The sequence below is a fragment of the Mesorhizobium sp. M1403 genome (genome assembly GCF_040317695.1).
Classification (GTDB): Bacteria; Pseudomonadota; Alphaproteobacteria; order Rhizobiales; family Rhizobiaceae; genus Mesorhizobium.
Genome location: NZ_JAMYKY010000003.1, coordinates 165588 through 182272 on the forward strand (window position 1 = coordinate 165588; position 16685 = coordinate 182272).

Annotated in this window: 18 protein-coding genes; 15 read left to right on the forward strand and 3 right to left on the reverse strand. The window is 61.1% G+C overall.

Translation table 11 applies throughout. From position 1 onward, the window contains the following. Positions 1 to 25: 25 nt before the first annotated feature. Together NKH01_RS08460 and NKH01_RS08465 are read right to left on the reverse strand one after the other, a co-directional pair. Positions 26 to 520, reverse strand: coding sequence for a MaoC family dehydratase (locus NKH01_RS08460; RefSeq protein WP_031194015.1), 495 nt, complete (start codon positions 518 to 520; stop codon positions 26 to 28). A gap of 38 nt (positions 521 to 558) precedes the next feature. Continuing rightward, a complete protein-coding gene (locus NKH01_RS08465; RefSeq protein ID WP_352494684.1) occupies positions 559 to 1374 on the reverse strand; it encodes an SDR family oxidoreductase in 816 nt (271 codons plus the stop codon). Positions 1375 to 1712: 338 nt separating this feature from the next. Between NKH01_RS08465 and NKH01_RS08470 the strand changes: the two genes are divergently transcribed. Then, positions 1713 to 1856, forward strand: coding sequence for a hypothetical protein (locus tag NKH01_RS08470; RefSeq protein ID WP_352484631.1), 144 nt, complete (start codon positions 1713 to 1715; stop codon positions 1854 to 1856). Positions 1857 to 1890: 34 nt separating this feature from the next. Here NKH01_RS08470 and NKH01_RS08475 read toward each other — a convergent pair whose 3' ends face one another. Beyond that, positions 1891 to 2718, reverse strand: coding sequence for a MurR/RpiR family transcriptional regulator (locus tag NKH01_RS08475; RefSeq protein ID WP_023719035.1), 828 nt, complete (start codon positions 2716 to 2718; stop codon positions 1891 to 1893). A 144-nt stretch (positions 2719 to 2862) separates the two neighbouring features. Between NKH01_RS08475 and NKH01_RS08480 the strand changes: the two genes are divergently transcribed. From NKH01_RS08480 to NKH01_RS08545, 14 genes are all read left to right on the forward strand, one after another. Continuing rightward, positions 2863 to 3687, forward strand: a complete 825-nt coding sequence (locus NKH01_RS08480) for an N-formylglutamate amidohydrolase (RefSeq protein WP_353019916.1) — start codon at positions 2863 to 2865, stop codon at positions 3685 to 3687. A gap of 22 nt (positions 3688 to 3709) precedes the next feature. Next, the gene (locus tag NKH01_RS08485) at positions 3710 to 5278 is read left to right on the forward strand and encodes an amino acid permease (protein WP_352484627.1); all 1569 of its coding nucleotides are present in this window, start codon (positions 3710 to 3712) and stop codon (positions 5276 to 5278) included. An 84-nt stretch (positions 5279 to 5362) separates the two neighbouring features. Then, on the forward strand, positions 5363 to 6733 hold the full coding sequence (locus tag NKH01_RS08490; RefSeq protein WP_352815552.1) for a glutamine synthetase family protein: 1371 nt from the start codon (positions 5363 to 5365) through the stop codon (positions 6731 to 6733). A gap of 137 nt (positions 6734 to 6870) precedes the next feature. Further along, positions 6871 to 8292, forward strand: a complete 1422-nt coding sequence (locus NKH01_RS08495) for an aldehyde dehydrogenase family protein (protein ID WP_353019918.1) — start codon at positions 6871 to 6873, stop codon at positions 8290 to 8292. 9 nt (positions 8293 to 8301) lie between these two features. Next, positions 8302 to 8793, forward strand: coding sequence for a DUF2569 domain-containing protein (locus NKH01_RS08500; RefSeq protein WP_352590545.1), 492 nt, complete (start codon positions 8302 to 8304; stop codon positions 8791 to 8793). A gap of 37 nt (positions 8794 to 8830) precedes the next feature. After that, a complete protein-coding gene (locus tag NKH01_RS08505; protein ID WP_352590548.1) occupies positions 8831 to 10003 on the forward strand; it encodes an iron-containing alcohol dehydrogenase in 1173 nt (390 codons plus the stop codon). Positions 10004 to 10247: 244 nt separating this feature from the next. Then, positions 10248 to 11354, forward strand: a complete 1107-nt coding sequence (locus NKH01_RS08510; RefSeq protein WP_352909130.1) for an ABC transporter substrate-binding protein — start codon at positions 10248 to 10250, stop codon at positions 11352 to 11354. Positions 11355 to 11426: 72 nt separating this feature from the next. After that, the gene (locus NKH01_RS08515; protein ID WP_352494690.1) at positions 11427 to 12320 is read left to right on the forward strand and encodes an ABC transporter permease; all 894 of its coding nucleotides are present in this window, start codon (positions 11427 to 11429) and stop codon (positions 12318 to 12320) included. After that, complete coding sequence (locus tag NKH01_RS08520; RefSeq protein WP_352484656.1) at positions 12317 to 13111, forward strand: ABC transporter permease; 795 nt, start codon at positions 12317 to 12319, stop codon at positions 13109 to 13111. The genes NKH01_RS08515 and NKH01_RS08520 overlap by 4 nt, the downstream gene beginning before the upstream one ends. A 15-nt stretch (positions 13112 to 13126) precedes the next feature. After that, positions 13127 to 14191: an ABC transporter ATP-binding protein gene (locus tag NKH01_RS08525; protein WP_023719045.1), complete on the forward strand. Its 1065-nt coding sequence runs from the start codon at positions 13127 to 13129 to the stop codon at positions 14189 to 14191. 342 nt (positions 14192 to 14533) lie between these two features. Further along, entirely contained in the window at positions 14534 to 14920 is a 387-nt protein-coding gene (locus tag NKH01_RS08530) for a class I SAM-dependent methyltransferase (protein ID WP_023719046.1), read from the forward strand. Further along, positions 14856 to 15692, forward strand: a complete 837-nt coding sequence (locus NKH01_RS08535; RefSeq protein WP_353019920.1) for a methyltransferase domain-containing protein — start codon at positions 14856 to 14858, stop codon at positions 15690 to 15692. Before NKH01_RS08530 ends, NKH01_RS08535 begins: the two co-directional genes overlap by 65 nt. A gap of 27 nt (positions 15693 to 15719) precedes the next feature. Next, positions 15720 to 16481, forward strand: coding sequence for an NAD-dependent epimerase/dehydratase family protein (locus NKH01_RS08540; protein ID WP_353019921.1), 762 nt, complete (start codon positions 15720 to 15722; stop codon positions 16479 to 16481). Positions 16482 to 16492: 11 nt separating this feature from the next. Next, on the forward strand, positions 16493 to 16669 hold the full coding sequence (locus NKH01_RS08545; RefSeq protein WP_353019922.1) for a hypothetical protein: 177 nt from the start codon (positions 16493 to 16495) through the stop codon (positions 16667 to 16669). Positions 16670 to 16685 lie beyond the last annotated feature (16 nt).

Here is a 16685-nt window from a genome sequence, read left to right on the forward strand (position 1 = left end):
TTAGGTTCCCAGGCTTGGATGCCAGTCAGACCGCCTCCGGTTGGCGTTCGATCAGCGTCAGCGTCAGCCAGCGCGCAGTCAGCGCCGGCTTTTTCGAGCCCTCGATCTCGATCGTCACGTCGTGCGCAGTCTGCACCCAGCCCGACGGCCTGACCTTGACGTCGGCCAGCACGAAGCGGGTGCGGATGCGCGAGCCGGTCTTCACCGGCGCCAGGAAGCGCAGCGAATCGAAGCCGTGATTGACGCCCATCTTGCTGTTTTCCAGCGGCGGCATGGTTTCGAAGGTCATTGCCGACAACAGCGAAAGCGACAGGAAGCCGTGCGCGATGGTGCCGCCGAACGGCGTCTCGCGCCTGGCGCGCTCCGGATCGCAATGGATGAACTGATGGTCGTCGGTGGCATCGGCGAACTGGTCGATCATGCGCTGCGTGACCACCCGCCATGGCGACACGCCGACTTCCTTGCCGACGTTGGCCAGAAGCACATCGAGACTGATCGGTTCCACGCTGATGTCCTCCATCTTACCCCCGGCATTTCACTCGCCGGATGGCGTGCGTCTCATTCCTTGAACAATGTCAGCCCGTGTTGCACCGACTGCCCGCCATCGATCGGCAGGATGGCGCCGGTGACATAGCTGCCGGCACGGCTGCACAAATAGAGCGTTGCGCCGGCAATGTCATCCGGTGCGCCGATGCGGCCGATCGGAACGTGGTTGCCGACATGTCTTGCCTGGTCTTCGGTGCCGGTGGCGAAGGCCGTCATCCGGCTCTGGAAAGGGCCGGGCGCAAAGGCGTTGACGGTGATGCGGCGGGCGGCGAACTCGATCGCCAGGATACGCGTCAGATGGTGAACCGCAGCCTTCGAGGCCGAGTAGGAGTAAGCGTCTTCGGCCAAAGGCTGCGTGCCCATCACCGATCCCAGATTGATCACCCGGGCCGGGTCGGCCTCGCTGGCAGCGGCCTCGAGCAGAGGCAGCAATTCGCGCGTCAGATGGAAGACCGCAGTGACGTTGACGCCGAACACCTTGGCCCAGGCATGATAGGGAAAGCTTTCCAGCGGCGCGCCCCAGGAGATGCCGGCATTGTTGACCAGTATGTGCAGCCGTTCGGTCCGCGCCCTGACCTCGGCGACAAGCGCTGCAATGCCGGCCTCGCTCGCGACGTCGCCGGCGAAACCCTCGGCCCGGCCGGATGCGCCAAGCCCGTTCAACTCGCCCGCTACCTTGGCGCAATCCTCGCCCTTGCGCGAGGCGATCATCACAGTGGCGCCGGCCCTGACCAGAGCGGTCGCCGCCATGCGGCCGATGCCGGTCGCGGCGCCGGTGACCAGCGCCGTCTTGCCGGCGACTGAGAACAGCTCGTCCAGATAGCTCATCGAATTCCTCCGCGCAGTTCACCGCTGTTTGATGGTGGGTCAAGGAGCGGCTTCGCGTCGCCAAGGCTAGCCGAACTTCGATCACCCTTGCCACGGGTAAAGTATCTGGACTGGGGCGATGGCACGCTTTGCGGCTGAAATGGTTAAGCCCCAGCGGCAAGGTGGTCATTCGGCCGTGACATGGGTCGGATGAATGATGCAGCCGTCTCCCTAAGCGAGCACCTTGGCCAGCGGTTCATTTCGCGCGTGAAGCAAGTCGTCATTACTCCTCCGCCCAAGCCGCAGGCGGATCTTGAGGACTTGGGACGGTAGCCGAGCGATAGGCAGGACTGACGTTCGTGATCGTGGGGGAGCTATGCCTTCCCGAGGGAGCTGTGGGTAAGAAACAACGCATCGTCCTGTTGGCAGCGGTCTTTGCGTCTGTCTTTGGCGTCTTTTTGCTGATCCTGATCCTGCAGATGGTCAGCCTTTTGGTTGACTAGACCCCAACGAAGACCGTTCGCCCGAAGGGCCGCTCTACCGTAGGCTTTCCAACTCGCGGATGCGTTTGGTGCCGTCGGCCTCGAGCTGCCTTGTGACGGCGCCGATCAGCGTTTCGACGACGACGAAAAGTGCGGCGGATGAGTCCCAGGCCGAAGGCACGGCGGTGCGCCCGGCGATGACGTGGCGGGCGAAGCGGGCGATCGGCGACAGCCACTGGTCGGTAAACAGCACGATCTGCACGCCACGCTGGTTGGCCGTCTCGGCGAAGCGGACAAGGCTGTCCTGGTAGCGCCTGATGTCGAAGATCACCAGCACGTCGCGTTTACCCATGTCGATCAGCCGGTCGCGCCAGACGCTTTCCTGCCCGCCGAGGTGAAAAACGTTGGGCTGGATGATGGCGAGGTGGGCGGCCATGTAGCGCGCCAGCGGGTCGGTGAAGCGGCCACCGATCAGGAATGTCTTGCCGCGCCGGTCGGCCAGCTTGGCGACGATGTCGGCAAGCTGCTTATCCGAAAGGTGCCGGAAGGTCTCGCGCATATTGTCGAGCGTCGCTTCCAGCATCGGCGACACGGCGCTGCTGCCCGGCGATGGCGGATTGAGCGTGCGCGAGGCCGGCGACTGCAATTGCGCCGCCAGTTCGTCTTGCAGCGCCGACTGGAATTCCGGATAGTTCTGGAAGCCGAGCCGGGCGACGAAACGCAGGATCGTCGGCGACGATACGCCGGCGGCAGCCGAGAATTCGGCGACCGTCTTCAGCCCGATCAGCGGATAGCTGGCGATCAGCGTTTGCGCTGCGCGCCGCTCGCCGGCCGGCATGGTGCCGATGCGGTCGGAGATCAGTTCGGCAATGCTGGAAACCATGTTTTTCCCCACCCTGGCCGGGCCGTTACCGCATTATCGAAATCGCGTTTGACAAAGCCGGCCAAACTGTATGAAATCATCCGTAGGGACGCAATGAGGCAAAATACGTAACATACGGTACAGCGCTCCCCGGGACGGCAGACAATGGAGACAGCACGGCCCGCCAGCCTTGCATCGCCTGAAACCGTAAGGGTGACGAACCCCGGCGGATTGAGCCCTTTCGTGCTAACCTGCGACCACGCCTCCAATTTCCTGCCGCCGGAATTCGGAACGCTCGGACTTGCCGCCGAGGAGCTTTCCCGCCACATCGCCTGGGATCCCGGCGCCTTGCCGGTGGCGCGCCGCATGGCCGAGGCACTCGATGCGACGCTGGTCGAGACCTGCATTTCGCGGCTCGTCATCGACTGCAACCGCCCGCTCGATGCACCGGACCTGATAGTGACGGTCAGCGCCAGCGAAAAAACCGTGGTCCCGGCCAATCAGGGGCTTTCGGCCGATCAGCGGGAGGCGCGCATCGCGCTCGTTTGGCGGCCGTTCCACGACCGGATCGCGACGATCATCGACGAGCGCCTGGCGGCCGGACGGGAGACGCGGCTGGTCTCGGTCCATTCTTTCACCCCGGTCTACAAGGGCGGCAGCCGGCCCTGGCATATCGGCGTTATCCACGACGAGGACCGCCGGCTGGCGGCGCCGCTGATCGCGGCGCTGCAGCGGGTCGCCGGCGTCACCGTCGGCGTCAACGAACCCTATTCGCCGGCCGACCGCGTCTATTTCACGCTGGAACGCCATGCCCGCTCGCGCGGGCTGCCCTGCGCAATGATCGAAATCCGCAACGACGAGATCTCCGGCGCAGCCGGGCAGCGGAAATGGGCGGATCTGCTCACGGGTATTTTTCTCAATCTGGAGCCCGAAGCGGCCAAGGCCTCCAGACCAAGCGCAGTCGGAAAGTCAGTTCAATCGGCCAGCTAAGAAACCAAAAGGGGACTTCAAAATGGTAGCACCGGGTTACAGCGAAGGTGACAAGAAGGAGGACCTGAAAGTTCTCCACGGAATGGGCTATGCTCAGGAACTGTCGCGAAGCATGAGCCGCTTCTCGAATTTCGCGATCTCGTTCTCGATCATCTGCATCCTCTCAGGCGGCATCAATTCCTTCGCGCAGGCGACATCGTCCATCGGTGGCGCCGGGGCTGGTATCGGCTGGATCGTCGGGTGCATGGTTTCGGGATTTTTCGCGCTCGCCATGGCCCAGATCGCCTCGGCATTTCCGACCGCCGGCGGCCTCTATCACTGGGCATCCATTCTGGGGAACCGTTTCACTGGCTGGCTTACCGCATGGCTCAATTTGCTCGGCCTGATCACCGTGCTCGGCGCGATCAACATCGGAACGTCTTTGTTTTTCTACGGGACCTTCGGCGCAGGGCTTACCACCGACGGTGTTGCGTCTCCGGCTCAAGTCGTTGGTTTTGTTGCCATTATCACGGTCCTTCAGGCGCTGTTCAACCATTTCGGCATCAAGCTGACCGCCATGCTGACGGATGCGTCCGGCTTCCTGATTCTCGGAGCGACGGCGGTGCTGATCGTCGCCTGCCTGGTGTTTGCTCCAGCGATCGACATCACCCGGTTGTGGACGTTCACGAACTATTCGGGCGATGCGGGCGGCGGTGTTTTCCCGCAGTCCGATTCCATGACGTATCTCTTCCTGCTCTGCCTGCTGCTGCCGGTTTACACCATTACTGGCTATGATGCGTCGGCGCATACCTCGGAAGAAACGTTGAGGGCGGCGCACTCGGTTCCGCGGGCAATCGTTTCATCCGTGCTCTGGTCGTCGCTGATCGGCTGGGTGATGCTGTGCGCGATCGTGCTGGCAATTCCGGATATGGCGGCAGGCGCCAAGCAAGGGTGGGCCGTGTTCTTCGAAACCATGAACGCGATCTTGCCAGGATGGTTAAAGACACTGCTCTATCTGGCCATCCTGATCTCGCAGTTCCTCTGCGGCCTCGCTACGGTGACCTCGGCCTCGCGCATGCTGTTTGCCTTCTCTCGCGACGGCGGCATGCCGGTCGGTTCGGCCGGGCTCGCCAAAGTCAGCCCAACCTGGCGCACGCCGGTCAATGCCATCTGGACAGCTGCGATCCTCGAGATCATCTATGTCTTTCTTGCCCAGTTCATTTCGATCGGCGGCACCAACATCTACACCATCGTCGTCAATTCGACGCTGGTGTTCCTGTTCCTGTCCTTCACCATTCCGATCGCGCTCGGCATGATGGCTTTCGGAACGGCGAAATGGCCGAATCCCGGCCCATGGAATCTCGGTGCCGGCCTGTTCAAGCTGTTTTGCATCCTGTCGGTCATCGGCATGGCGATCATCTTCTACATCGCCATCCAGCCGCCGAACGACAAAGTGCTCTATATCACCCTGGGCTTCATTGTACTGACTGCGGTGCTTTGGTTCGGTTTCGAGAACCGCCGCTTCCAGGGTCCGCCCATCGGCGACCAGATCGCGAAGCGCCAGGCGGCGATCAAGGCAGCCGAGATAGCTGTCGGCGAAGCCGGCGCCTGACGCTCTCTCATGACCATGGCCGGCATCGCGCCGGCCATGGTTTCATTCCCTTTTCAAAACGACAAGCGCTGGAGTGCCGTAAGAATGGCCGGAAATTTCTCGTTCGATCAGTTGAAGCAAGCGGTTTCCAGCGGTGAGGTCGACACCGTGCTGGCCTGCATCGTCGACATGCAGGGGCGGCTTGTGGGAAAGCGGTTCCTGGCCCGGTACTTCGTCGATTCCGCGCATGACGAGACGCATGGTTGCAACTACCTGCTGGCCGCCGATATCGATATGGAACCGGTGCCCGGCTACAAGGCGGCGAGCTGGTCGAAGGGTTATGGCGATTTCGTCATGAAGCCGGACCTTGCGACGCTGCGGCGCATTCCGTGGCTGGAGAAGACGGCGCTGGTGATCTGCGACGTGCTCGACCACCACACCCATGACGACCTGGCGCATTCGCCGCGCGCCATGCTGAAGAAGCAGGTCAAGCGGCTGCAGGAGCGCGGCTATATCGGCTATTTCGCGTCCGAGCTCGAATTCTACCTGTTCAGCGAGACCTACGATTCCGCCCGCAGGAAGCACTGGCAGGGCCTCGAGACGGCATCGCCCTATATCGGCGACTACCAGATCGGCATCACCACCAAGGAAGAAGGCGTCATGCGCCGGCTGCGCAACGAAATGGAGGCGGCCGGCATTCCGATCGAGAATTCCAAGGGCGAGTGGGGTCCCGGCCAGGAAGAGATCAATGTCCGCTATGCTGAAGCGCTCGACATGGCCGACCGCCACGTCATCCTGAAGAACGGCGCCAAGGAAATCGCCGAGTCCGAAGGCAAGGCGATCTCGTTCATGGCCAAGTACAATTACGGGCTCGCCGGCAATTCCAGCCACATCCACAATTCGCTGTGGAGCGCCGACGGCAAGACGCCGTTGTTCTACGACAAAAATGCCGAGTGGACGCTGTCGACGCTCGGCCAGCAATGGGCAGCCGGCCAGCTCAAATATGCCAAGGAATTCACCTGGTTCCTGGCGCCCTACATCAACTCCTACAAGCGCTTCCAGGCCGGCACCTTTGCGCCGACCAAGATCATGTGGAGCGAGGACAACCGCACCGCCGGTTTCCGTCTTTGCGGCGAGGGCACCAAGGGCATCCGCATGGAATGCCGCATCGGCGGTGCCGATTTGAACCCCTATCTGGCTTTCGCCGCGCTGATCGCGGCCGGGCTTGCCGGCATCGATGAAAAGCTTGAACTGCAGAAGCCCTTCGTCGGCGACGCCTACCAGGCCTCGCAGTTGCCTGAAATTCCAAAGACATTGCGCGACGCTACCGCGACGCTGGTGGAATCGAAGATGCTGAGGCAGGCACTCGGCGACGATGTGCTGGAACACTACGTCCACACGGCACACTGGGAACAGTTCGAATACGACCGCCGGATTACGGACTGGGAACTGCACAGGGGGTTCGAGCGGTATTAAATGACCTGGCAATGTCGGCGCCGCCCGTCCCTCACCTTTACCCGCTCGCTGTGAAGAACGGGGCCAACGCCGGTGTTTCGTCCCTTCCAGAGCGGCGTGACCAACGAGAATTATTGTAGAATGCGAGGACCCAAGGCATGACCGAAACGGTCAAGATAAAATCCCCCATCGACGGTTCGATCTATGCCGAACGGCCTCTGGCCACGGACCAGGCGATCGGTGCCGCGGTCGAGCGCGCCAAGGCGGCGCAGGAGAAGTGGGCGCAGACGCCGGTCGTCGAGCGCGGCAAGTACATGCTTGCCATGCTGGAAGCGCTGGTCGCCATGAGCGACGAGATCGTGCCGGAGATCGCCTGGCAGATGGGCCGGCCGGTGCGCTATGGCGGTGAGTTCGGCGGCGTCAGGGAACGCGTCAGCTACATGGTCGAGATCGCCGAGGCGGCACTGAAGCCGGTCATGGCCTCCAACCCGAAGGACAGCTTTCGCCGCTATGTGAAGAAGGTGCCGCTCGGCGTGGTCATGGTGATCGCGCCGTGGAACTATCCCTATCTCACTGCCGTCAACACGATCGTGCCCGCGCTGATGGCGGGCAGCGCCGTCATCCTCAAGCACGCGGCACAGACATTGTTGGTCGGCGAACGGTTTCAGCAGGCGTTCGACAGAGCCGGCCTGCCCAAGGGCCTGTTCCAGAACCTCGTTCTGAACCATGCGCAGACCGAAAGGCTGCTCGGCTCCGGCAAGATCGACCATGTCAACTTTACCGGCTCGGTCGCCGGCGGCCGCGCCATCGAAAAGGCGGCGGCGGGCACCTTCATGACGCTCGGCCTCGAGCTTGGCGGCAAGGATCCGGCCTATGTGCTGCCGGACGCCAAGATGGACCATGCCGTTGCCAATCTGGTCGACGGCGCCTTCTTCAATTCCGGCCAGTGCTGCTGCGGCATCGAGCGCGTCTATGTCCACGAGAAGGTCTACGACGAATTCGTCGAAGGCTTCATCGCCGAGACCAGGAACTACGTCGTCGGCAATCCACTCGACCAGGCGACCACCATGGGGCCGATGGCGCAGGCGCGCTTCGCCGACCTGATCCGCGAGCAAAAGGCGGAGGCGCTACGCAAGGGCGCCAAGGCGCACATCGACACGAAGGTGGCTAACGACAGGCAAGGCTCGCCCTATCTGGCGCCGGAAGTGCTTACCCAGGTCGACCACCAGATGAGCGTGATGCGCGAGGAAAGCTTTGGCCCGATCGTCGGTATCATGAAGGTGCGCAACGATGAGGAGGCGATCGCGCTGATGAACGACAGCCCCTATGGGCTGACGGCCTCGATCTGGACGCGCGACACGGACCATGCGGCGGCGATCGGCGACCGCGTCGAGACCGGCACCGTGTTCATGAACCGCTGCGACTATCTCGATCCGGCGCTGGTCTGGACCGGCGTCAAGGACACCGGCAAGGGTGCGGCACTGTCGGCCATCGGCTACGACAATCTGACCAGGCCGAAATCATACCATCTGCGCGAGGTGATCTACGGTGGCGATCGGCAAGCCAACGATCGCTGTTGAGAGGGAGTAATGGCGGATACGCAACAATCGGCGCTGCCGGATCGTGAAGGTCCCGAGGGTATCGGCGGCTGGCTTGTCCTGCCGATGCTCGGGTTGATGCTCACCCCGATACTAGGGTTGGTACAATTGCACAATACCGACTATCTCGGCATGTTACAGAACTGGCAGGCCTTCAGTTTGTCCCAAGGTGTGCTGATTGTTGCCGAATTGGTGATATCCGGCATACTAAACCTTACAGCCCCGGCCCTATTATTGTTCTTCATGTTCAAGCGCTGGCAGATATTCCCCGGCTGGTACATGATTTGGGCATTCGCGATGCCGATATATTCCGTTGTCGATTCATGGGCCGGGTATCTGGCTTTTCCCGACAGCTTTCCAACGCTGGATGATGCGTTCGATAAAGAAACGATGCGCGACATTTACCGTTCGGTCTGGGCCGCAGCCATCTGGATTCCGTACATGATGCGGTCAGACCGTGTGGCCAATACCTTTGTGAATTAACGACATCCGAGAGCATGAAAGCAGTCAGAAGGTCGAAATGACAAAACTCGTTTCTAAATGGAATTACCCTACGACCGTCCGCTTCGGCGCCGGACGCATCAAGGAGCTGCCGGAGGTGCTGGCGGCGACCGGCATCAAGCGGCCGCTGTTCGTCACCGACCCGGGACTGGCCAAGCTGCCGGTGGTGGCCTCGACGCTGAAGATCCTCGACGACGCCAAGGTGCCGTATGGCGTGTTTTCCGAGGTCAAGCCGAACCCGGTCGATTCCAACCTGACCGCCGGCATCGCCGTGTTCAAGAAGGGCAAGCATGACGGCGTCATCGCCTTTGGCGGCGGCTCGGCGCTCGACCTCGGCAAGCTGATCGCCTTCCAGGCAGGGCAGACGCGACCGGTCTGGGATTTCGAGGATGTCGGCGACTGGTGGACGCGCGCCGATGCCGATGCGATCGCGCCGATCATCGCCGTGCCGACCACGGCCGGCACCGGTTCGGAGGTCGGCCGCGCCGGCGTCATCACCAATGAAGCGACCCACACCAAGAAGGTCATCTTCCATCCGAAGCTTTTGCCGGCGATCGTCATCGCCGATCCGGAGCTGTCGGTCGGCATGCCGGGCTTCATCACCGCCGGCACCGGCATGGATGCGCTCGCCCACTGCCTCGAAGCCTATTGCGCGCCGGGCTATCACCCGATGGCCGACGGCATCGCCGTGGAAGGCATCAGGCTGGTCTTCGAAAACCTGCCGAAAGCCTATGCCAATGGTAAGGATCTGGTTGCCCGCGCCAATATGATGAGTGCCGCCGCCATGGGGGCCGCCGCCTTCCAGAAAGGGCTTGGCGCCATTCATTCGCTGTCGCATCCGATCGGCGCGCTTTACGACACCCACCACGGCATGACCAACGCCGTGTTCATGCCCTATGTGCTGGCCTTCAACCGCGAGGCGATCGAGCCGCGCATCGCCCGGCTCGCCGCCTATTGCGGCATCAAGGGCGGCTTCAACGGCTTTGCCAAGGCGATCGTCAAGCTGCGCAAGGAGCTCAAGGTGCCGCACGCGCTGCCCGGCCTGATCAAGGGGCTCGACATGGACAAGAAGCGCAAGGGCCTGATCGCCGACATGGCGGTGGTCGATCCGACCGCCGGCGGCAACCCGGTCAAGCTGACCAAGAAGGCGGCGCTGACGCTGCTGGAAAACGCCATCGCCGGCGCCGTCTGAGGCAACTTCAGCATTGCAAATCCATTTGGGAAAAACGAGGCGAAGAAAGGGGGAAAGGATGAAAGGCAAGGCCGAAACTAGTTAGCCGGAAAAATAACGGCGTAGCGATTGCTACAGCCGGTTAAAAAGAGTTTACTTTTTCGTACTGCAGGGCATCGCTTTCACAAAGCTTTCATCTGGCTGTCACACGAAAACGATACCGCATCGCAGGCGTCCAACGGCGTCAGTTCAACGGAGAGAACACATGTTCAAATTCACGGGAAAACTGCTTTCCCTTTCGGCCGTCGCCCTGATGGCGACCTCTGCCATCTCGTCGGCCCAGTCCATGGATGAACTGGTCGCCGCAGCCAAGGCGGAAGGCCAGCTCACCACGATCGCGCTGCCGCACAGCTGGTGCGGCTATGGCGACGTCATCGCCGGCTTCAAGGCAAAATATCCGGGGATCACCGTCAACGAACTCAATCCCGATGCCGGCTCCGGCGACGAGATCGAGGCGATCAAGGCCAACAAGGACAATAAAGGCCCGCAGGCGCCTGATGTCATCGACGTCGGCCTGTCTTTCGGCCCGTCCGCCAAGGCAGATAACCTGATCCAACCCTACAAGGTGTCGACCTGGGATACGATCCCTGACAGCGCCAAGGATGCCGATGGCTTCTGGACCGGCGACTACTACGGCGTGCTCGCCTTCGGCGTGAACAAAGCCGTCGTGCAGAACGCGCCACAGGACTGGGCTGACCTGCAGAAGCCGGAATATGCCAACTCGGTGGCGCTCGCCGGTGACCCGCGCACGTCGAACAACGCCGTCATGTCGGTCTACGCCTCGGGCCTCGCGGCTGGTGGTACCGGCGGCCAGGACGCCGCCGCCAAGGGTCTGCAATTCTTCAAGCAGCTCAACGATGCCGGCAACTTCGTGCCGGTCGACGCTGAAGCGGCAGCTGTCGCCCAGGGCACGACGCCGATCGTGATGAACTGGGACTACAACCTGCTTGCCATGCGCGACAAGATGGCCGGCAATCCGGAAATTGAAATCGTCGTGCCAAAGGGAGCGGTGGTCGCAGGCGTCTACGTTCAGGCGATCAGTGCCTATGCGCCGCACCCGAATGCCGCCAAGTTGTGGATGGAGTATCTCTATTCGGACGAAGGCCAGCTCGGTTGGCTGAAGGGCTACTGCCACCCGATCCGCTTCAACGATCTCGCCAAGAAGGGCGTGATCCCGAAGGAGATGCTGGACAAGCTGCCGGCCGCCGAGAACTATGAAAAAGCGGTCTTCCCTACTTTGGACGAACAGAACGCTGCCAAGAAGGAAATCAGCACGAACTGGGATGCCATCGTTGGCGCCGTCGTGAAGTAATTCATAGGGCGCTGGGCGGTTCGCCGCCCGGCGCCCTATGCCAACTTCGGGAACTCCATGGCAGATTCCACAATGTCCCAGACAGCCAGCGTCAGTCCTGGCGCGCCGGAGATCAGCCGCCTTCGGCTGCCACTGCATTGGTTAGGCGTAACTCCGTTCTTCATTTTCGCGCTGCTCTTTCTGATCTTGCCCACGGTAGGGCTGGTCGCGGGCGCGTTCAAAAATGCAGCTGGCGACTATACGCTCGATAACATCATAGCGTTGTCGCAACCCAAGCTCGCGGCGGCCTATTGGGTATCCATTCAGATCAGCTTTGTTTCTGCGATCCTTGGCGCCTTGATCGGCCTGGCAATGGCCGTGGCAGTCGTTCGCGGAGGTTTGCCGTCGTGGTTACGCTCGGCGACCTTGACCTTCTCGGGCGTCGCCTCGAATTTCGCCGGCGTGCCGCTGGCATTCTCGTTCATCGCGACGCTAGGTCGGCTCGGAGTGGCGACAATCCTGTTGCGAGACATTTTCGGCATCAACATCTATTCGCTCGGCTTCAGTATCTTTTCGTTTTGGGGCCTAATCCTCACCTACCTTTATTTCCAGATTCCATTGATGATTGTCATCATCACGCCGGCGGTCGATGGGCTGAAGAAGGAATGGGGTGAAGCTGCCGCCACGCTCGGCGCAAGCAATTGGCAATATTGGCGCATGGTGGTCATCCCGGTCTTATGGCCGAGTTTTCTCGGCACGACGGTCCTCCTCTTTGCCAACGCGTTCGGGGCGGTCGCAACAGCCTATGCACTGACGGGGCCGTCACTCAACATCGTGCCCATCCAGCTGTTCGCGCAGATTCGCGGCGACGTGCTTTACAATCCGAATCTAGGCTACGCGCTTGCATTCGGCATGATAGTCATCACCGGCTTGGCCAACCTCTTCTATATCTTGTTCCAACGGCGAGCCGAGCGGTGGCTGAAATGAAGCAAGGCAGCCGCTTTTGGGCTTGGCTCGTTTTTGGCGTGGGAACCGCCTATTTTGTCCTGCCGCTTTTGGCGACCTTTGAATTCTCCTTGCGTAAGCGGCGCGGGGAATACTCCTTTGACGCCTACCGCTCAGTCTTCGAAGATCCGAATTTCCAGACGACATTTACCTACTCCGTCGTTGTGGCGGTTTTCACCATTCTTTTAGGCGTGCTCCTCGTTGTCCCGACGGCCTACTGGATTCGGCTGCGGCTACCGAATCTGCGGCCGCTCGTAGAGTTCATCACTCTGCTGCCGCTGGTTATTCCCGCTATCGTCATCGTCTTCGGCTACATCAGAATGTTCGGTTCGAATTCAACGCTGCCTTTCCTGGCGACAGCGCGCGGCACCGATGTTCTGCTGGTCATCGGCTATGCAGTGCTGGCGCTGCCTTATATGTACCGGGCGGTCGATACCGGTCTCAGGACCATCGACGTCAGAACGCTCACCGAAGCCGCACAAATCCTCGGCGCCGGCTGGACCACCATCATCGCCCGCATCATCCTGCCGAACGTACTGATCGCCGTCTTATCCGGCGCGTTCCTGAGTTTTGCCATCGTCATCGGCGAGTTCACCATGGCCTCGCTGTTGAATCGCCCAGCCTTCGGCCCCTATCTGCAGAACATCGGCGCCAACAGTGCCTATGAGCCGTCGGCACTGGCGATCATTTCGTTCGCCATCACCTGGGGCTGCATGTCGCTGATCCAGATCCTGTCGCGCTTCGCGCCGAAATCGGCAAACCGCCCGAACTGATCGAAAGAAAAAGTCATGGCCGAGCCATTCCTCTCAATACAGCAGGTGCAAAAATCCTTCGGCGCCACCACCGTGGTGCAGGATTTCAACCTCGACGTCGAGCCGGGCGAATTCGTCTCCTTCCTCGGGCCATCGGGCTGCGGCAAGACGACGGTGCTGCGCATGGTCGCCGGCTTCGAGGAGCCGAGCGCCGGCAAGATCGTGGTGGCCGGCAAGGACATCACCCGGCTCAAGCCCAACCAGCGCAATGTCGGCATGGTGTTCCAGGCTTACGCGCTGTTTCCGAATCTGACCGTGGCGCAGAACATCGGCTTCGGGCTGAAGGTCGCGGGCATGCCCAAGCCCGATGCCGACAGGCGCGTTGCCGAGATGCTCGACCTCATCAAGCTGCCGCAGATGGGCGATCGCTATCCCTATCAGCTCTCCGGTGGCCAGCAGCAGCGTATCGCGCTGGCGCGGGCCATCGCGCCGAAGCCGAAGCTCCTGCTGCTCGACGAGCCGTTGTCGGCGCTCGATGCCAAGGTGCGCGTGTCGCTGCGCGAGGAAATCCGCTCGATCCAGAAGAAGCTCGGCATCACCACCATCTTCGTCACCCATGACCAGGAAGAGGCGCTGTCGATTTCCGACCGCATCGCTGTGATGTATGGCGGCAAGGCCGAGCAAGTCGGCACGCCGTTCGAGATCTACAACCGGCCGGCAACCAAATTCGTCGCCAATTTCGTCGGCACGCTGAACGTGCTGGAAGGCACGGTCACCGACGCGGCTTCGGGCAAGGTGCGCGTCAACTCGCAAGAGGTCTCGCTCAAGGGCAAGCTCAACGGCTCGAAGTCCGGGGACACGCTGTCACTGGCGTTGCGGCCCGAGGCGATCTCGCTCGGCCGCCACCCCGGCCGCGACTCCAGCCTTTCGGGCGAAATCGCCGAGGTGCATTTCCTCGGTTCGGTGATCCGGGTGCGCGTCGGCATCGGCGGCAGCACGGTCTCGCTAGACACATTCAACAGCCCGGCAACGCCGCCGCCTGCCGTCGGCGAAAAGGCCGAGATTTCGTTCTCGTCCGGCGACATGCTTGTGCTGCATTGAGGCAGTTCTGGAAAAACTGTTCCACATTTTCCTGGGATCGCCTTCAGGCGATCCGCCAATAGACAGGCGGATTTGTCTCGGCGCGAGCAAAAGAACCGGATCTGCTCAGACCCAAGCTTGGTAGCGTGACAATTGTCGATCGGACGAATATACGGAGGTCGCGACGGTGTGATTTCCTGTGCTCCACATTTAGTCAGGGAATGTTGCAATCGCGGTCAATCTCATGCGTCAAAAGAGACAAGCAGACCGCCAAGGGAAACCCGCTGGGGAGTGAAGATTGATCCTTGAATTGGAATTGTCTGCAGCCGGTTTTGTGACCTGCAGTTTGGGACATTTTGGCTGATGGGCTCCAGCAATTTCCTGGACTCTGAAGACGCTGTGCGCAGGTTGCCTGGTCATCCGGAACAGGCCGACTTGGCGCGCGCAGCGTATTTCCATCAACTGAAATCGATGCCGGCGCGCCGCTATCATGGAAGTGCCGAGTTGCGCCGCAATTTGCCGAAGCAGCTTGGGCGAGCCTTTGATCTCGGGGTGGGCAATGGAACCCTGTCTCTTGCGTCGGCGGCCGATGGATGGCAGGTCACGGCGGTTGAGCCGGACCCTAGCGCGTTGACCGGAACTGATGCGATTCGGGCGCCCGCCAGAAACACCGGTACGCGCATTGATGTCGTCGAAGCCGGTCACCTGGTATCGTTCATTTGTGAAAAGGAAGATCGTGATGTCGGCTAAAGGGGTCGAAGAAGCGCGGCCGATAACAGTCACTGATACCGCGGCTGACATCTACTCGGACAGTCAGTACCTTGCCAACAATCCTGACTGGCATCTGGCCGATACAGCCTGGAAGGCGCGCGAGATCGCAAACATCCTGGAGCGCAACAATGTTGTCTGGCGCGACGCCGTCGAGGTCGGCTGCGGCAGCGGCGGCATCGTCGGCAAATTGGCCGCGCAATATCCGGGCAGACCTATTCATGGATACGATATTTCCGAAGACGCAGCAAAACTCTGGCCGCTGCAAAAGGCGTCTGGCGCGATCTTCCACCACGAGGATTTTCTGGCGACCAAGTCAGTGCATGACCTTGTCATGCTGATCGACGTCTTCGAACATGTCGAAGACTATATGGGCTTTTTGCGGGCACTGCGCCCGCACGGCCGCTATCACGTTTTTCATATTCCTTTGGACCTTCACGTCCAGGGACTGGTTCGGCGAGCTTACATGCACGCACGTCAGAAGGTGGGGCATCTCCATTATTTCACGCGCGAGACCGCGCTTGCGACGCTTGAGGACACGGGTTACACGGTGGTCGATTGGCACGTTACCGACGTGGCGGGCGAAGCCAACGTTTCCACGAGGCCTCTGCGCACCAAATTGCTCAATCCAGTGCGCAAACTGATAGGCAGCGTTGCCCCCGCTACCAGCGCGCTGCTGCTGGGCGGCTTTTCCCTCATGGTGCTCTGCCGGCCGCGCGATGATCCGTCCGCCCCGGCTGCCATGCCCTTGTGAACTTCAGATAGCCGGAGAGAAATCCTGATGACGAATCCCCAACGCGTCCTCGTTACGGGCGGAGCTGGTTTCATAGGCTGGCGGTGCGCGCGAAATCTCGCCAAGGACGGCGCTCGGGTGTTGATCGCCGATAATCTTTCGGTCGGCATGCCGATGCCTGACATGGACGGATGCGAGACGCGGGAGATCGACATCCGCGACAAGAGTGGGATGGTAGAGTTGGCTGAGGGTTTCAAGCCCGACACCATTATCCACCTGGCGGCTATTCACCACATTCCGACATGCGAGCGACAGCGCGCCTATGCGTTGGACGTGAACGTGGTCGGCACCGAAATCGTCCTCGATGCTGCTGAAAAGGCTGGTGTCGGAACGGTCGTGCTGGCGTCCAGCGGCGCGGTGTACGACTGGGTCGATGCCCCGCTCGACGAGGATGCGACCAGGACCTGGCCTTGCGACAACTATGCTCTGTCCAAGCTGACCAATGAAAGCCAGCTTCGTTTCTGGGCCGACAGGACCGGCGGGAGGGGGCGTGTGGCGCGCATCTTCAACACTATCGGCCATGACGACCCCAATGCGCATCTCATTCCCGATATTCTCAACCAGCTCTACAATGCCAAGGGCCAGGCCAGGATCGCATTGGGCAATCTGAAACCGCGGCGCGACTACATCCATGCGGAGGATACCGCTGCCGGGGTGGCGGCTTTGGCCGGCGACACTGGTGAGGCGAGTTTCGATGTCATGAATATCGGTTCCGGCAGGGACGCATCGGTGAGGAGCTTGTTCGCCTGATCGGAGCGGCGATGAAGGTCGATATCGAGATCGTCGAGGACAAGGCGCGCTTACGCAGGGTCGACCGCGCAACGCAACTGGCCAAGGTGGACAAGATCGGAAATCGAGTTGGCTGGTCCGCCAAGATCGAACTTCCAGCCGCCGTGGCCGATATCGTGCGCGGGTTTCCTTCCAAAAAGGCAGGCTGAGGCATCGAGGGGCGAA

Coding starts and splice junctions, on each gene's coding strand:
- NKH01_RS08460 (WP_031194015.1), bottom strand. CDS start 520: ATGGAGGACATCAGCGTGGAACCGATCAGTCTCGATGTGCTTCTGGCC.
- NKH01_RS08465 (WP_352494684.1), bottom strand. CDS start 1,374: ATGAGCTATCTGGACGAGCTGTTCTCAGTCGCCGGCAAGACGGCGCTG.
- NKH01_RS08475 (WP_023719035.1), bottom strand. CDS start 2,718: ATGGTTTCCAGCATTGCCGAACTGATCTCCGACCGCATCGGCACCATG.
- NKH01_RS08480 (WP_353019916.1), top strand. CDS start 2,863: ATGGAGACAGCACGGCCCGCCAGCCTTGCATCGCCTGAAACCGTAAGG.
- NKH01_RS08485 (WP_352484627.1), top strand. CDS start 3,710: ATGGTAGCACCGGGTTACAGCGAAGGTGACAAGAAGGAGGACCTGAAA.
- NKH01_RS08490 (WP_352815552.1), top strand. CDS start 5,363: ATGGCCGGAAATTTCTCGTTCGATCAGTTGAAGCAAGCGGTTTCCAGC.
- NKH01_RS08495 (WP_353019918.1), top strand. CDS start 6,871: ATGACCGAAACGGTCAAGATAAAATCCCCCATCGACGGTTCGATCTAT.
- NKH01_RS08500 (WP_352590545.1), top strand. CDS start 8,302: ATGGCGGATACGCAACAATCGGCGCTGCCGGATCGTGAAGGTCCCGAG.
- NKH01_RS08505 (WP_352590548.1), top strand. CDS start 8,831: ATGACAAAACTCGTTTCTAAATGGAATTACCCTACGACCGTCCGCTTC.
- NKH01_RS08510 (WP_352909130.1), top strand. CDS start 10,248: ATGTTCAAATTCACGGGAAAACTGCTTTCCCTTTCGGCCGTCGCCCTG.
- NKH01_RS08515 (WP_352494690.1), top strand. CDS start 11,427: ATGTCCCAGACAGCCAGCGTCAGTCCTGGCGCGCCGGAGATCAGCCGC.
- NKH01_RS08520 (WP_352484656.1), top strand. CDS start 12,317: ATGAAGCAAGGCAGCCGCTTTTGGGCTTGGCTCGTTTTTGGCGTGGGA.
- NKH01_RS08525 (WP_023719045.1), top strand. CDS start 13,127: ATGGCCGAGCCATTCCTCTCAATACAGCAGGTGCAAAAATCCTTCGGC.
- NKH01_RS08530 (WP_023719046.1), top strand. CDS start 14,534: ATGGGCTCCAGCAATTTCCTGGACTCTGAAGACGCTGTGCGCAGGTTG.
- NKH01_RS08535 (WP_353019920.1), top strand. CDS start 14,856: ATGTCGTCGAAGCCGGTCACCTGGTATCGTTCATTTGTGAAAAGGAAG.
- NKH01_RS08540 (WP_353019921.1), top strand. CDS start 15,720: ATGACGAATCCCCAACGCGTCCTCGTTACGGGCGGAGCTGGTTTCATA.
- NKH01_RS08545 (WP_353019922.1), top strand. CDS start 16,493: ATGAAGGTCGATATCGAGATCGTCGAGGACAAGGCGCGCTTACGCAGG.